This is a genomic window from Rhizobacter sp. (assembly GCF_046595475.1).
Lineage (GTDB): Bacteria > Pseudomonadota > Gammaproteobacteria > Burkholderiales > Burkholderiaceae_C > Rhizobacter.
In genome coordinates, this window is the sequence record NZ_JBKJOQ010000018.1 from 49,526 (window position 1) to 63,091 (window position 13,566).

At 65.3% G+C, this 13,566-nt stretch carries 16 protein-coding genes; 8 read left to right on the top strand and 8 right to left on the bottom strand.

The features are described from left to right. The first annotated feature begins 159 nt into the window (after positions 1–159). A complete protein-coding gene (locus tag AC30QB_RS03730; protein ID WP_489544846.1) occupies positions 160–543 on the top strand; it encodes a hypothetical protein in 384 nt (127 codons plus the stop codon). A gap of 108 nt (positions 544–651) precedes the next feature. Here the strand turns inward: AC30QB_RS03730 and AC30QB_RS03735 are convergent, their stop codons facing one another. Beyond that, positions 652–852 (bottom strand): hypothetical protein, encoded by a 201-nt coding sequence (locus AC30QB_RS03735; protein ID WP_489544847.1) that lies wholly within the window; start codon positions 850–852, stop codon positions 652–654. Positions 853–977: 125 nt separating this feature from the next. Between AC30QB_RS03735 and AC30QB_RS03740 the strand changes: the two genes are divergently transcribed. The 3 genes from AC30QB_RS03740 (at position 978) to AC30QB_RS03750 (ending at position 4,300) form a co-directional block, all read left to right on the top strand. Then, on the top strand, positions 978–2,159 hold the full coding sequence (locus AC30QB_RS03740; RefSeq protein ID WP_489544848.1) for a tetratricopeptide repeat protein: 1,182 nt from the start codon (positions 978–980) through the stop codon (positions 2,157–2,159). Next, positions 2,159–3,292: a HupE/UreJ family protein gene (locus tag AC30QB_RS03745; RefSeq protein ID WP_489544849.1), complete on the top strand. Its 1,134-nt coding sequence runs from the start codon at positions 2,159–2,161 to the stop codon at positions 3,290–3,292. The genes AC30QB_RS03740 and AC30QB_RS03745 overlap by 1 nt, the downstream gene beginning before the upstream one ends. 117 nt (positions 3,293–3,409) lie before the next feature. Next, a complete protein-coding gene (locus AC30QB_RS03750; protein WP_489544850.1) occupies positions 3,410–4,300 on the top strand; it encodes a dienelactone hydrolase family protein in 891 nt (296 codons plus the stop codon). A 41-nt stretch (positions 4,301–4,341) separates the two neighbouring features. Here the strand turns inward: AC30QB_RS03750 and AC30QB_RS03755 are convergent, their stop codons facing one another. Then, positions 4,342–4,968, bottom strand: coding sequence for a glutathione S-transferase family protein (locus tag AC30QB_RS03755; protein WP_489544851.1), 627 nt, complete (start codon positions 4,966–4,968; stop codon positions 4,342–4,344). 161 nt (positions 4,969–5,129) lie between these two features. Between AC30QB_RS03755 and AC30QB_RS03760 the strand changes: the two genes are divergently transcribed. After that, entirely contained in the window at positions 5,130–5,480 is a 351-nt protein-coding gene (locus tag AC30QB_RS03760; RefSeq protein ID WP_489544852.1) for a hypothetical protein, read from the top strand. Positions 5,481–5,498: 18 nt separating this feature from the next. On the opposite strand, the gene AC30QB_RS03765 is transcribed toward AC30QB_RS03760, so the two are convergent. Both AC30QB_RS03765 and AC30QB_RS03770 read right to left on the bottom strand, forming a co-directional pair. Continuing rightward, entirely contained in the window at positions 5,499–6,494 is a 996-nt protein-coding gene (locus tag AC30QB_RS03765) for an alpha/beta hydrolase (RefSeq protein WP_489544853.1), read from the bottom strand. Between the two features lie 296 nt (positions 6,495–6,790). Continuing rightward, positions 6,791–7,342 (bottom strand): hypothetical protein, encoded by a 552-nt coding sequence (locus AC30QB_RS03770; RefSeq protein WP_489544854.1) that lies wholly within the window; start codon positions 7,340–7,342, stop codon positions 6,791–6,793. Positions 7,343–7,602: 260 nt separating this feature from the next. Between AC30QB_RS03770 and AC30QB_RS03775 the strand changes: the two genes are divergently transcribed. Further along, positions 7,603–8,082 (top strand): GNAT family N-acetyltransferase, encoded by a 480-nt coding sequence (locus AC30QB_RS03775; protein ID WP_489544855.1) that lies wholly within the window; start codon positions 7,603–7,605, stop codon positions 8,080–8,082. Here AC30QB_RS03775 and AC30QB_RS03780 read toward each other — a convergent pair. From AC30QB_RS03780 to AC30QB_RS03795, 4 genes are all read right to left on the bottom strand, one after another. Then, positions 8,079–9,377 (bottom strand): glycerate kinase type-2 family protein, encoded by a 1,299-nt coding sequence (locus tag AC30QB_RS03780; RefSeq protein WP_489544856.1) that lies wholly within the window; start codon positions 9,375–9,377, stop codon positions 8,079–8,081. The genes AC30QB_RS03775 and AC30QB_RS03780 overlap by 4 nt on opposite strands. Before the next feature lie 10 nt (positions 9,378–9,387). Beyond that, positions 9,388–10,278, bottom strand: coding sequence for a 2-hydroxy-3-oxopropionate reductase (locus AC30QB_RS03785; RefSeq protein ID WP_489544857.1), 891 nt, complete (start codon positions 10,276–10,278; stop codon positions 9,388–9,390). A 54-nt stretch (positions 10,279–10,332) separates the two neighbouring features. Further along, positions 10,333–11,127 carry an HpcH/HpaI aldolase family protein gene (locus tag AC30QB_RS03790; protein ID WP_489544858.1) on the bottom strand — a complete coding sequence of 265 codons (795 nt, stop codon included), beginning with the start codon at positions 11,125–11,127 and terminating at the stop codon, positions 10,333–10,335. Positions 11,128–11,215: 88 nt separating this feature from the next. Further along, positions 11,216–11,941: a FadR/GntR family transcriptional regulator gene (locus tag AC30QB_RS03795; RefSeq protein WP_489544859.1), complete on the bottom strand. Its 726-nt coding sequence runs from the start codon at positions 11,939–11,941 to the stop codon at positions 11,216–11,218. Between the two features lie 178 nt (positions 11,942–12,119). Here AC30QB_RS03795 and AC30QB_RS03800 point away from each other — a divergent pair, with 178 nt between their 5' ends. Continuing rightward, positions 12,120–12,941 (top strand): NAD-dependent epimerase/dehydratase family protein, encoded by an 822-nt coding sequence (locus AC30QB_RS03800; RefSeq protein ID WP_489544860.1) that lies wholly within the window; start codon positions 12,120–12,122, stop codon positions 12,939–12,941. A 25-nt stretch (positions 12,942–12,966) separates the two neighbouring features. After that, positions 12,967–13,566: TRAP transporter substrate-binding protein DctP (gene dctP / locus AC30QB_RS03805; protein WP_489544861.1), on the top strand; the 600-nt coding region annotated here is incomplete at its 3' end.

Here is a 13,566-nt window from a genome sequence, read left to right on the forward strand (position 1 = left end):
CGCCGCAAGCCCCGAACGAGAGGTTTCACACAAAGCTGTTGCGCGCAGCACGAGTCCGTTACACGCGCGCCTGCGTGCACTCCCCTCATCTCGGTGGAAGTGCACAACGCGGCGTTTTCTGACATCCACGCGCCTAACTCTTTGTCTATGCTCAGCGCCATGGACGGCATCCTCCTCACCCTCAAAAATCTGAGCTTCGCGCAGATGGTGCTGGCATGGGTCTTTGTGGCCTGCTACGCGCTGGCGCTAGGCGGCATGCTGGGTGCCACCGGCAGCATGAGAGCGGGCTTCACCGCAGCGCTTTCGGGTGTGCTGTTCGCTGTCTTCAGCGATCAGTGGGTGCATGGCGCGCTGCTGGTCTTGTTTGCTATCGCCGGCATGGGCTTGTTCGTGGTGGCGGCATGGGCCCTCGCACAAAGCTGTGCGTGGTCGCTCTCGCAAGGTGAGCGTCAACCCACGCGCACCCCGGCGCCGCGTGCGCCGCTTGTCGGGCCGCCGGTGGGTGCATTGCGCGCCCTTAGGCGATCGCGCGTCGCGCCCTGAGCACGCGAAAGCAAAACACCCAAGAAAAAAGGCAGGAGAAACCTCCTGCCTTTAGTTTGTCGCACACCCTCTGCGACAAGTAGCCGCATAGAAAAAGCGGCTGAAGAATTACTTCTTCGCTTCTTCTTTCTTGGCTTCTGCCTTCTCTTTCTTCATTTCCTTCTTCATCATCTTCTTCTTGGCGGCGCTGGCGCCATCGGCCGGCTCGCTGGCCTTCATGGGGGCGGCACCGGCGTGCGATGCAGCTTGGGCTGCAACACCGGTGAAGGCGAATGCGGCAACGATCAGGGTCGAAAGAAGCTTGGTCATAGTTATCTCCTGGATAGGGTTGGAAGAGCGCTGACATTGCATGACAGGGCCGGGGCGCATTCTGATCCAAAACGCGGAATTTATCGATCCGTTGCTACCATGCCGCCCTTGCTTCCCTTCGGCCTATGCGCTTCGCCGCCCCCCTCTGTCTTGCCCTTTTACTCGCCGCTTTTGCCGGCAATGTGGCCGCAACGCCCTATACGCCGGGCTCTGACGCCGAAGTGCTCGAAGTTTTGCCGGCGCGAGCCGCCGACCCGCGCATGCGCCAGCTGCGAGAGTTGCGAGCCGAACTGACGCGAAACCCCAACAGCCCTGACCTGGCCGTGCACCTGGCGCGGCGCTATTACAACGAAGTGGCCGCTGAAGGCGACCCCCGCTACATCGGCTACGCCCAGGCCGCGCTGGCGCCGTGGTGGGGCATGGCTGACCCGCCGGTGGCTGTGCGGGTGATGCGCGCCATCCTGTTGCAATTCAGCCACCAGTTCGATGCGTCACTCGCCGACCTGGAGGCTGCCTTGCAGCAAGACCCGCAGCAAGGCGAGGCCTGGGCCTGGCAGGCCGCCATCCGCATGGTGCAGGCCGACTACTCCGGCGCGCAGCGCGCCTGCGAGCAAGTGGCCTCCCTGGCCACGCCCTTGATCGGCATTGCTTGCATCGCCAATGTGCACTCCGTCACCGGCCACGCCAGCGCGGCGGCGACCCGCCTGCGCAACGCGCTGTCGCAACACCCTGAGGCCACGCCCGAAGAGCAGCTCTGGGTGCTGACGCGCCTGGCTGAGATCGAAGACCGCCTGGGCCGCCACACTGAAGCCGAGGCCAGCTATCGCCGCGCGCTGGGCCTGGGCCTGACCGACGGCTACCTGCTGGCCGCCTATGCCGACTTCCTGCTTGATCGCGAGCGCCCGGCTGAGGTGCTGGGGCTGCTGAAAGACAAGACGCGCTCCGATCTCTTGTTGCTGCGCCTGGTGCTCGCCGCGAAGGCGTTGAAGAGCCCGATGCTTGCCATCTGGCAACACGATCTCAGCGCGCGCTTCGAAGACGCCCGCCTGCGCGGCGACGCCACCCACCAGAAAGAAGAATCGCGCTTCACCCTGGGGGTGCTCGGCCAAGCGCCGCAAGCACTGAAGCTCGCGCAACAAAATTACGCCGTGCAGCGCGAGCCCGCTGACGCACGCATCCTGCTCGAAGCCGCGCTCGCCGCCGGCCAACCCGCGGCGGCCGAGCCGGTGCTGCAGTGGATGGCCGCCTCGCACATCGAAAGCACCGCCTTGAATGCGCTGGCCCGTAAGCTGAAGGGTGGCTCCTGATGCGCGCGTGGCTGCTGTTCGCCGCCCTGTGGATAGGCCTGTCTTCGGCGCAAGCCCACAAGCCCTCCGACAGCTACCTCAGCCTGCAGGTGACCGACACCAGCGTCGGCGACATAACCGGCCGCTGGGATATCGCCCTGCGCGACCTCGACTACGCGATAGGCCTCGACGCCGATGGCGACGGCAACATCACCTGGGGTGAAACACGCGCCAAGCACGCCGAGATCGCCGCGTACGCCCTGGCACGCCTGGCCGTGCAGAGCGACGGTGCAGCTTGCAAGGTCGAGGTGCCGGAGCAGCAGGTCGACCACCATTCCGACGGTGCCTACAGCGTGCTGCACTTGCGCATCCGCTGCGCCCATGCGCCCGCACAGCTCACCCTCACCTACAGCCTCTTTGCCGACATCGACCCGCAGCACCGCGGCCTGCTCAACCTGAGCGCGCAAAGCCACACGCGCACCGCCATCTTCAGCCCGGCAGCCCGACAGCAAGTCTTCGCGCTGAAAGACATGAGCCTCTTCTCGCAGTTCAGCGACTACGTGCGCGAAGGCGTGTGGCACATCTGGATAGGCTTCGACCACATCCTCTTCCTGCTCTCGCTGTTGCTGCCGGCTGTGCTGGTGTGGCGCAAACCGCGTTGGGAAGCGGCGGGCAGCTTCAAGCAGTCGTTCTGGGAAGTGGCCAAGATCGTCACCGCCTTCACCGTGGCGCACTCGATCACACTGTCGCTTGCTACGCTGGGGCTGGTGTCACTGCCTACCCGCTGGGTCGAGTCAGCGATTGCGGCGTCGGTGGTGCTGGCCGCTCTCAACAACGTGTGGCCGGTGTTCCAGGGCCGGCGTTGGCTGGTGGCGTTTTGCTTCGGCTTGATCCACGGCTTCGGCTTCGCGAGCGTGCTGGGCGACCTGGGCTTGCCGCAAGGTGCGCTGCTGCTCGCGCTGGTCGGCTTCAACGTCGGCGTCGAGTGTGGCCAGCTCGCCATCGTGGCGGTGTTTCTGCCGGTGGCCTTCGGCCTGCGCAAGCGCTGGCTGTATCAGCGCCTGATCTTCATCGGCGGCTCCTTGCTGATCGCTGCCATCGCCGCCATCTGGCTGGCCGAACGGGTGGCCAACTTCAAGCTGCTGCCGTTCTGACGATTTTGTTTTCGTTGTTCATCCCCCGCCGGGCACATACCCACCACGGGCAGGTGGTTCCTCGGGTGATTGCATAGTCGCCTGCCGAGCCCACGACACCACCCCAGGAGTGAACCCATGAGCCGTTTGACTGCCAAAGACTTCCCACCCGAAGTGTTGAAGCTCTTCGATCAGTACGTGCATGGTGGCTTGAGCCGGCGCGGCTTTCTGGATGGGGCGGCCAAGTACGCGGCAGTCGGTGCCACCGCTGCAGGCTGGCTGGCAGCACTGAGCCCGGACTTCGCCCAAGCGCAGCAGGTGCCGCCGCTAGACGCGCGGCTCAAGACGAGCCGCATCGAGCTGCCCTCACCGCAAGGCTACGGCACGGTGCGCGGCTACCTCGCCCAGCCCGTGCAAGCCTCCTCCGGCAAGTTGCCCACGGTGTTGGTCGTCCATGAAAACCGTGGCCTCAACCCGCACATCGAAGACATCACCCGTCGCCTGGCGCTCGACGGCTTCGTCGCCTTCGCGCCCGACGCACTCGCCCCCCTTGGCGGCTACCCCGGCGACGAAGACAAGGCACGCGAGCTTTTCTCCAAGCTCGACCAAGCCAAGACGCGTGAAGACTTCGTCGTGGCCTACCAGTACCTGAAGGCCTTGCCTGCGGGCAACGGCAAGGTCGGCGCGGTGGGCTTCTGCTACGGCGGCGGCATCGTGAACTACCTGGCCACACGCCTGCCCGGTCTCGCAGCAGGTGTGCCCTTCTACGGCGCGCAACCTTCCGCTGCCGAGGCCGCGCGCATCAAGGCACCGCTGCTGCTGCAATACGCCGGCGCCGACGAGCGCATCAACGCTGGCTGGCCAGCCTATGAGACCGCGCTGAAGGCAGCCGGCGTGGCTTACGAGGCCTACATCTACCCCGGCGTGCAACACGGTTTCAACAACGACACCACGCCACGTTACGACGAGGCCGCCGCCAAGCAAGCCTGGCAGCGCACGGTTGCCTTCTTCAAGCGAACGCTCTCCTAAGCCAGCGTCGAATCGAGTTGGCCGCGCGCCGGCGGGGCAACTCAGGCCTTCGCGCTCTGCGCCGCCAACACCTTGCGAACGATCGGCAGCTCCGCCATGCGCTGCATGTGATCGGCCACCTTGGGGAAGCGCTTCACGTCGACCCCGTCGCCTGCAAGCCATTGCGACAGCGTGAAGAGGTACAGGTCGCTCAGCGTGTAGCGCTCGCCCATCACCCACGGGCCCTTGAAGAACTCGTGCTCGATCAGCTCGTAGCAGCCGCTCATGGTCTGCGGCACTTTCTTCTGCATGTCGGCAATGGCGGCCGGGTCGTCGGCCCAACGCGAGGCGCGGCGCCCGTGCGCGTGGGCCACGTGCACGGTGGAGCTGAGGTAGCTGTTGAAGGCGTTCATGCGCGCGAGCTCGAACGCATCGTCGAGCGGGGCCAAGTCCGCTTGCGGGTGGGTCTGGGCGATGAACAGCAGGATGGCGGGGGTTTCGGTGAGGATGCCGCGGCTCGTCACCAGTGCGGGCACGCGGCCCTTGGGGTTGAGCTTCAGGTAGCCGGCTGAATTCTGCTCGTTACGCCCGAAGTCGATACGCACCGCTTGGTAGTCGGCACCGGCGCTTTCGAGCGCGAGGTGCGCGGCCAGGGCACAGGTGGCAGGGGCAAAGTACAAGGTGAGCAATTCAGGTTCTCCTCGGGTGACGCCGACGATGCGCATCGATTGTGCCGCCGTGGCCGTCATGCCCGCTTTCGCGCACTGCTGTACGGCGACAGTGCGGCTTTGGCGCCGCGCGAGCAAAAGCCGCGACTATCATCCTGCGACGCTAAACGTGGGAGTCTGAGATGCGCAAACTGATTTGGAATGTGGCCCTGGTGCTGGTGTTGCAAAGCGCCGCAGGTCTTGCCGTGGCCGGGGCGACCGAGGTGGCCGACTCCGCTGCGAGCGGTGCCTCCAGTGTGGCCACCAAAGTCGAAGGCGCCACCAAGCGCGGCGCCCATGCCGCGGCCAGTGGCGTGCAACGCGGCGCGCACGCGGCAGCAAGTGGCGTGGAGCGTGGCGTGAATGCCGCCAAGAGCGGCCTCAAAACCGCGGCCAGCGCAGCCGAGCGCGGCGCGTCAGCGGCCGGTGGCGCCATCGAGAGAACGGCGCGCCGGCTCGGCCTGCCGGCCTCAGGCGCAGCCTCTGCGAACTAAGGCCCGCAGCCGCACTGCTTAGCCGCGCTTGGCGTTCAGCCAGCCGATGATGTCGGCCTCGACCTCGTCGCGGTTGGTCTCGTTCAAAATCTCGTGGCGCGCACCCGGGTAGTACTTGTGCTGCACGTCGGTGAGGCCGTAGCGCTTGTAGTTGGCCAGTAGCACGTCCAGGCCTGCGGTGTTGCCGCTCACCGGGTCTTTGTCGCCCGAGACCACGTAGATCGGCAAGGCCTTCGGAATGCGCGCCTCATGGGCCGGGTTCCACAGGTCGCGCAGGCCGGCGAAAAAGTCGGCCACCAGCTCGTTGTTGAAGGCGAAGCCGGCCATCGAATCCTCCTGGTACTTCTTGACCTCGGCCGCATCGCGGCTGAGCCAATCGAAACCGGGCTTGCCGGTGAAAGGCTTGTTGAACGACTCGAACACGCCCGCGAGCACCGGCGACGGGGCCATGGGGTTGGCCTTGGCGAGGTCTTTCACGGCGGCCACCGTCTGGTCAGCATTGGCCAGCACGCCGTTGCTGCCCGACAGCACCACGCCAGACACAGTGTTGCCGTAGCGCGCCGCGTAGTCTTGGGCGATGAACGAGCCCATACTGTGGCCGAGCATGAAGACCTTGAGCCCCGGGTGCTGCGCCGCGATGTATTCGTTGAGCGACTTCTCGTCGCTGACGAACTTGTTCCAGGCATCAGGGCCTGCGTCGCCAAGCGCACCGCTACGCACACGCGTGTAGCCATGGCCGCGGTGGTCATCGGCGTACACCAACCAGCCGTCGCTGTTGAGGTGCTGCGCAAAGCGGTCATAGCGCCCGCTGTGCTCGGAAGCACCGTGCACCATTTGCACGACACCCTTAGGCGTGCCGCTCACGGCGAGCCAACGCCGCACGAAGAGCTTGGTGCCGTCGGCCATCGGCAGGGTGAAGGTGGGCGACGGCTTGCCCATCATCGAGGCGCAGCCTGGGAGGCCGATGGCAGTGAGGCTCGCAAGAGCAATGAGATGACGGCGTGAACGCAGCATGAGGATTGTCTCCGGTGTGCCGGCGCGTGGCCGGTCGGGTGGTGGGTCTGGTGCCCAGGGAATTGAAACGAACACAAAAATGAACCAGGAAGCGAAAGCCTATTGACAATAAACAACCCTAGTTTGTTTTCGTTTATGCCCGAATCTTTTCGTTTTTAGTCCATCACCCGCGCGGTGACAAGAGGGGCTGACGCGCATGTGCACGGCCCGCCACGCCGCGACGCCCGCGGTTGCGGGCGGCTTGCGCTCACAGACTAAAAGGGCAGGGGCGCCCGCTCGGGCGGCGCAAGAGCGCCTCAGCGCGCTGCGGAGGCGCGCCGGCTCTGCTTCTCGATCAGTACCTGCGCACCGGCGCGCTTGGCGCGCGTCGCCTCACGCCGGTAGGTCTTCTCGGCTTCGTCGCGCAGCTTGATGGCGCGCTCCAGCGCCAGCTTGTAGCGCTGCACGGTGTAGGTGTTTTCGTTGCCGATGTAGATCGTGCTGCGCCGCGGGATGCTGCCGTAGCGCGGCAGCGACACCAGCAGGTTGCACTCGCTCACCTTGGCACCCGGCCGCGTGCGCACGATGGGGCCCGAGATGCCCACCGGCAGATCGGTGGTCTTGTTTTCGTTGGGCGCGCGCTGCAGGCGCGAAGGGGCGGGCAACTTGGCGATGCGTTTGAACAGCTCTTCAGTGGCCAGCTTCAGCGAGGCCGCTGCACCGAGGCCGTCTTGGGAGCCATCCGAAAAAAGCTTGGTGCCGCCGTAGCGCAACTGCCAGCCATGGGTGGCGCGGTGGTCAATGCGCTGAATGCCTTGCGGCACCTTGAAGCGCTTGCCTGTGAAGATCTCGACGTCTCTGGTTTTCATGAGGTTCTCTATGCATTTCTGGGTGAACCTCCCTCAGCATTTTTTTGATTTGTATTGAGGTGCGCATTGTGGCGCGGTCACAGCGTACATCGGGTGAGCCGGGTTGCACGCATGTTTTATTTCTTGAGGGTCTTTGCCCCTCGCAGAAAGCATTAGCCTCATTGCTGAAATTGGCTCGGCTTGCTAAAAAGTGCCTCCATCCACCTTGCCCAGGAGACCGCATGCACGTTGCACTTCTCGAACCGCATCAACACGAGTCCATGGTCGACCTGCTCGGCGGTCTGCACGCCTACTACAACGAAGGGGCTGCGGTCTCGCGGGAAGTGGTTCGTGAGCACCTGCTCCACAACCTGTTGGCGGCCGACTCACCCCTGCGCCTGGTGGTGGCGGCACGAGAAGACGGGCAAGCCCTGGGGCTTGCAGCCATCTCGCTCACCTATTCCCTGGTAGAGCCTGCGCCGGAGAAGTGTCGCCAGTGCACCCTCAAAGAACTCTATGTGCGTTCGTCAGAAAGAAGCCAAGGCGTGGGCAAGGCTCTCATGGCGTGGGTGGCCCGCCACGCTATCGAGCATGGCTGCTCCCGCATCGATTGGCCGGTCAATGCGGCCAACCTTAGAGGGATCGCCTTCTATGAAAGCCTGGGTGCCGAGCGCGTTGCTGAGAGGCTGAGTTACAGGCTCACCATGGCATCGATCAAGACGCTGGAGAGTGCTGCGGTCGGCGCTCGCGGCCAGGCCTAAAGAATCAGCAGTGCCCGGAAATCGTTGACGTTGGTGAACGTAGGGCCAGTCACCACCAGGTCACCGAGCGGCTCGAAGAAATGCCACGCGTCGTGGGCGTCCAGCCGATCTTGCGCCTTGAGGCCCAGGGCTGCGGCTCGCGCCAGCGTGGTGGGCGTGACGATGGCGCCGGCATTGGTTTGTACGCCATCAATGCCATCGGTGTCACCCGCCAGCGCCCACACTTGCGGCTCGGCCTGCAGGGCAATGGCGCAGCCGAGCAAGAACTCAGTGGCGCGCCCGCCCCGGCTCGCCGTGGTATCGGCACCGGGTTTCACGGTGACCGTGGTCTCACCGCCGCTCAAGATCACGCAAGGCTTGGCAAACGGCTGATTGCGGCGCGAAATGGCGCGCGCCAAGGCCGCATGCACCTTGCCCACTTCTCGCGACTCGCCTTCGATCTCGTCGCTCAGGATATGGGCGTGCATGCCCACCGTGCGCGCGGCTTCGGCGGCGGCCTGCAGGCTGGCCTGCGGCGTGGCCATGAGGCGCACCGCATGGCCCTCGAACAGCGGGTCGCCGGGCTTGGGTGTTTCAAGCGTGCCGCGTTGCAAGCCGTCAAGCGCCGCGACGGGTATGTCGATGCGGTAGCGCCTCAATACGGCCAAGGCATCGGCACAGGTGCTGGCATCGGCAACGGTGGGGCCGCTCGCGATCACGCTCGGGTCATCGCCCGGCACGTCGGAGATCAGCAGCGTGACCACAGGCGCCGGCGCGCACATCGCAGCGAGGCGCCCGCCCTTGATAGCCGAGAGGTGCTTGCGCACGCAGTTCATCTCGGCGATGTTGGCCCCGCTGTGCAGCAGCGCCTTGTTGATGTGCTGCTTGTCGGCGAGCGTGAGGCCTGCAGCCGGCATGCTGAGCAAGGCCGAGCCGCCGCCGGAGATGAGGCACAGCACCAGGTCGTCAGGTGTCAGGCCGCGTGTCAGCTCGACGATGCGCTGCGCGGCGCGAGCACCGGCTTCGTCGGGCACCGGGTGGGAGGCTTCCACGACCTCGATGCGGCCGCGCTGCTCCCTGTAGGCCGGTGGCACGTGGTCGTAGCGCGTGACGACCAGGCCTGACAGCGGCGCGCCTTGCGGCCAGAGCGCGTCGACCGCTGCTGCCATCGCGCCGCCGGCCTTGCCCGCGCCTAGCACCAGGGTGCGGCCTTTGGGCGGCGGCGGCAGGTGCGCAGCCATCACCCGCGCCGGTTGTGCCGCAGCAATCGCCGCATCAAAGAGCGAGCGAAGAAAGGCGCGCGGGTCCAAGCTCATGCCGACATTCTCAACCCGCAGGATCGGGCATCACAGGGTGGTCAGCCATCAGTTCGAGTGCCTTGACGAGCGCCGAGTGGTCGAGCTGGTCCATGCCGTTGGCGGCGCAGGTTTGCATCAGCTGCGCCGCACCCGCTGTCTGCGGCAAGGCCACGCCCAGCGTGCGTGCACCTTGCAGCGCGAGGTTCAAGTCTTTCTGATGCAGGCCGATGCGAAAGCCCGGGTTGAAGGTGCGCTTGATCATGCGCTCGCCATGCACTTCAAGAATGCGGCTGGCCGCAAAGCCGCCCATCAGCGCCTGGCGCACCTTGGCCGGGTCTGCGCCGGCCTTGCTGGCAAACACCAGCGCCTCGCCCACCGCCGCAATGTTGAGCGCCACGATGATCTGGTTGGCCACCTTGCAGGTCTGGCCGTCGCCGTTGCCGCCCACGAGCGTGATGTTCTTGCCCATCTTCTCGAACAGCGGCTTCACGCGCTCGAACGCAGCCTCGCTCGCGCCCACCATGATGGTCAGCGACGCGGCCTTGGCGCCCACCTCGCCGCCCGACACGGGCGCGTCAACATAGTCGCAACCCAGGTCGTTGATCTTCTTGGCAAAGGCCTTGGTCTCCATGGGCGAGATGGAGCTCATGTCGACAACAGTCTTGCCGCGCTCCAAGCCCTCGGCCACGCCGGCCTTGCCGAACAGCACCGCCTCGACGTCAGGCGTGTCAGGCAGCATCAGGATGACGACCTCGGCCGCCTGCGCCACCGCGGCAGCATTCGCGCAGGCCGTGGCCTTGCCTGCGATGTCAGCTGGCGCTGGCTTGCGCGTGTGGATGTACAGCTCATGCCCGGCCGCAATCAAGTGGCCGCACATCGGTGCGCCCATGATGCCCAGGCCTATGAATCCGATCTTCATTTGTGTTCCTTGGTGAACCCGTCATTCCCGCGAAAAGCGGAACTCCACGATGGCTTAGTAAGAGCCGGCGCCCGCATCCGGCTTGCGCTGGCCGGCTCGCATCGCGCCCATGATCTGCTGCGCACCCGCAGCGATCAGCCGCGCGTCGGAGCTGACGGTCACGAACTGAAAGCCCTTGGCTATGCGCGCCAGCGCGGCCTCGGGCCCGCCGTTGTGAATGCCGGCCACCACGCCGTGCGCCTTGGCGCGCTCCAAGATGTGATCGATGGCCTGCGCGGCTGTCGGCTCGACGTCATCAAAGGTGGGCTTGCAGCCAAGCGCGAGCGACAGGTCGGACGGGCCGATGTAGATCGCGTCCAGCCCTTCGACCGAGAGGATGGCGTCGAGGTTGTCGAGTGCCTGCGCGGTCTCGATCATGGCGAAGCGCACGATGGTGTCGTTGGCATGTGCCTGGTAGTCGGCGCCACCGTAGAGCAGCGCACGCACCGGCCCGAAGCTGCGCGTGCCTTGGGGTGCATAGCTCGTGTAGGCGACGAGCTTTTGCGCGTCTTCGCGCGTGCTGATCATCGGGCAGATGACGGCGTATGCCCCCGCATCCAGCGTCTTCATCAAGATGCCCGGCTCCAGCCAGGGCACGCGCACCACCGGCACCGTGTCGGTGGTGGAAATGGCCTGCAGCATCGGGATCATGGCCTGGTAATCGACCATGCCGTGTTGCAGGTCCACAGTCAGCGTGTCCCAACCCTGGTGGGCCATGGTCTCGGCTGAGAAGCTGCTGGGGATGGCCAGCCAGCCGTTCACGGCGGCTTCGCCCGCCTTCCACATCGTGCGCAAGCGGTTCTCTCTCATGGCGTCTCCTTTGCCTCGATTTCGGGCAGCGTGTTGTCAGTCATCGTACAACATAGGCGCGCAGAAACACACAAAACCCTGAGCGTGCTCAGCCGGCGGCGTTGGCCCGGCGGCGTCGCTCGCGGCTGTTGGCCAGGTGGGTGCGCATGGCCGCGCGCGCAGCCTCGGGGTCTTGGCTGGCGATGGCGTCGTAGATGCTTTCATGCTCGCTGTTGACGCGTCGAAGGTAGTCGCGCCGGTCGTCTACCGGCACCGGTTTGCGGTCGAGCCGCGCACGCGGAATGATCATCGTGCCCAGCGACGCCATCAGCTCGGCGAAGTGGCTGTTTTGCGTGGCGCGCGCGACCTCTAGGTGAAACTGAAAGTCGGGGCCGACGGCGTCGCGCCCGGCTTCGATGGTAGTGGTGAGGATGTCGAGCGCCGAGCGCATGTCGCGCAGGTTTTGCGCCGTTCTCCTCTGGGCGGCGAGCCCGGCGGCCTCGGTTTCGATGCCAATGCGCAGCTCCAGCACCGCGATCACGTCGCGCAGCGTGGCGAACTGCTCGGGCGCAATGCGAAACGGCGCCGCGTCGCCCAGGCCCACCACGAAAGTACCCACGCCATGCCGCGTTTCAACCAGGCCCGAGGCCTGCAGTTTGGAAATGGCCTCGCGCACCACCGTGCGGCTGACACCGAATTCGGACATGAAAGCCGCCTCGGTCGGCAGTTTGTCGCCGGCCGCCAGCCGGCCATCGCGTATGCGGTCGCCCAGCGCCTCGACCAAGTCGAGCGCCAAAGTGCGCGAGCGCCTAGGGGCCGCGTGCAGACTGTCCATCCATCCCCCGTGGAAACCCCGATCCACTTGCCTTGACAGCAGAACGGGCAAATCGAACAATGCTGTAGTTGTACGACAACCTACAACTTAAGACAACGGTTCAGACCCGGGACTGTACCAAGCGCGCCCTCTCTCTTGCGCATCAAACTGCGGCTCTCACATTGCAAACGCCTTCGACATGACCGCTGCACACCCTACCCCCTTGCGCTTCGAGCGCCTGCTGCTGACCGGCGCTGCAGGCGGGCTCGGCCAGCAACTGCGCCCACGCCTGAAGGCGTACTGCGCCACCCTGCGCCTGAGCGACATCGCTGACCTGGGTCTTGCCGCGGCGGGTGAAGAGCTGCGCCCCGTGAAGCTCGAAGACCGCGCGGCCATGCTCTCGCTGCTCGACGGCGTGAGCGCGGTGGTGCACCTGGGTGGCGTGTCGACCGAGCAGCCCTTCGACCTGATCCTTCAGGCCAACATCGTCGGCGCGTACAACCTGTATGAAGCAGCGCGCCAGCACAGCGTGCGCCGCATCGTGTTCGCGAGCTCCAACCACGTCACCGGCTTCTACCGGCAAGACGAGGTGATTGACACGAAAGCGCCTATGCGCCCCGACGGCCACTACGGTTTGTCGAAGGCCTACGGCGAGAACCTGGCGCAGTTCTATTTCGACCGCTACGGCATCGAGACGGTGAGCCTGCGTATCGGCTCCTCATTCCCCGAACCCAAAGACCGCCGCATGCTCGCCACTTGGATGAGCTACGACGACCTGGAGCGCCTGGTCGTGGCCAGCCTCACCGCGCCCGTGGTGGGCCACAGCGTCATCTACGGCATGTCTGACAACGCCACCACATGGTGGGACAACGCCGCCGCGCGCCACATCGGCTACCGCCCGCAAGACAGCTCCGAGCCCTTCCGTGCTGCCGCACAGGCGCGCCAGCCGGTGCTCGACCTGACCAACCCCGCGACCCTGTACCAAGGTGGCGGCTTCGTCACCAAAGGCCCGTTCGAGTGACTCGAACTCCACCCCCGAGACTCCCATGAAACACATGCTCAAGACCCTGCCTGGCCTGATGGCGATTGCCGTGCTGGCCCTGTCCACTTCGGCGGCGACGGCGCGCACCTTCAGATCGGCCGAAGTGCATGCCAAGGACTACCCGACCAACCAGGCCGTGATGCACATGAGCGAAGAGCTCTCGAAGGCCACTGGTGGCAAGGACTCGATCAAGATCTTCGGCGACAGCTCGCTCGGCTCCGAAAAAGACACCGTCGAGCAGGTCAAGATCGGCGCACTCGACATGGTGCGGGTGAATACGGCGGCCTTCAATGGCATCGTGCCCGAGTCGATGGTGCCGGCGCTCCCCTTCCTGTTCCGCGACATCGAGCATTTCCGCAAGACCATGTACGGGCCGCAGGGCGACAAAGTTCTGGCGGCCTTCGAAAAGTCGGGCTTCATCGGCCTGGCCCTGTACGAAAGTGGTGCACGCTCAATCTATGCGAAGAAACCGATCAAGTCGCTGGCCGATACCAAGGGCCTGAAGCTGCGCGTGCAGCCGTCCGACTTGTGGGTCAGCCTGGTCGGCGCGTTGGGCGCGTCAGCCACGCCGATGCCTTTCGCCGAGGTCTACACCGGCCTGAAG

What these genes read in the sequence shown, in the direction of transcription:
- AC30QB_RS03785 (WP_489544857.1), bottom strand. Translation starts at nt 10,278, where the DNA reads ATGAAGATCGGATTCATAGGCCTGGGCATCATGGGCGCACCGATGTGC.
- AC30QB_RS03800 (WP_489544860.1), top strand. Translation starts at nt 12,120, where the DNA reads ATGACCGCTGCACACCCTACCCCCTTGCGCTTCGAGCGCCTGCTGCTG.
- AC30QB_RS03745 (WP_489544849.1), top strand. Translation starts at nt 2,159, where the DNA reads ATGCGCGCGTGGCTGCTGTTCGCCGCCCTGTGGATAGGCCTGTCTTCG.
- AC30QB_RS03730 (WP_489544846.1), top strand. Translation starts at nt 160, where the DNA reads ATGGACGGCATCCTCCTCACCCTCAAAAATCTGAGCTTCGCGCAGATG.
- AC30QB_RS03765 (WP_489544853.1), bottom strand. Translation starts at nt 6,494, where the DNA reads ATGCTGCGTTCACGCCGTCATCTCATTGCTCTTGCGAGCCTCACTGCC.
- AC30QB_RS03790 (WP_489544858.1), bottom strand. Translation starts at nt 11,127, where the DNA reads ATGAGAGAGAACCGCTTGCGCACGATGTGGAAGGCGGGCGAAGCCGCC.
- AC30QB_RS03760 (WP_489544852.1), top strand. Translation starts at nt 5,130, where the DNA reads ATGCGCAAACTGATTTGGAATGTGGCCCTGGTGCTGGTGTTGCAAAGC.
- AC30QB_RS03780 (WP_489544856.1), bottom strand. Translation starts at nt 9,377, where the DNA reads ATGAGCTTGGACCCGCGCGCCTTTCTTCGCTCGCTCTTTGATGCGGCG.
- AC30QB_RS03740 (WP_489544848.1), top strand. Translation starts at nt 978, where the DNA reads ATGCGCTTCGCCGCCCCCCTCTGTCTTGCCCTTTTACTCGCCGCTTTT.
- AC30QB_RS03770 (WP_489544854.1), bottom strand. Translation starts at nt 7,342, where the DNA reads ATGAAAACCAGAGACGTCGAGATCTTCACAGGCAAGCGCTTCAAGGTG.
- AC30QB_RS03775 (WP_489544855.1), top strand. Translation starts at nt 7,603, where the DNA reads ATGGTCGACCTGCTCGGCGGTCTGCACGCCTACTACAACGAAGGGGCT.
- AC30QB_RS03735 (WP_489544847.1), bottom strand. Translation starts at nt 852, where the DNA reads ATGACCAAGCTTCTTTCGACCCTGATCGTTGCCGCATTCGCCTTCACC.
- AC30QB_RS03795 (WP_489544859.1), bottom strand. Translation starts at nt 11,941, where the DNA reads ATGGACAGTCTGCACGCGGCCCCTAGGCGCTCGCGCACTTTGGCGCTC.
- AC30QB_RS03750 (WP_489544850.1), top strand. Translation starts at nt 3,410, where the DNA reads ATGAGCCGTTTGACTGCCAAAGACTTCCCACCCGAAGTGTTGAAGCTC.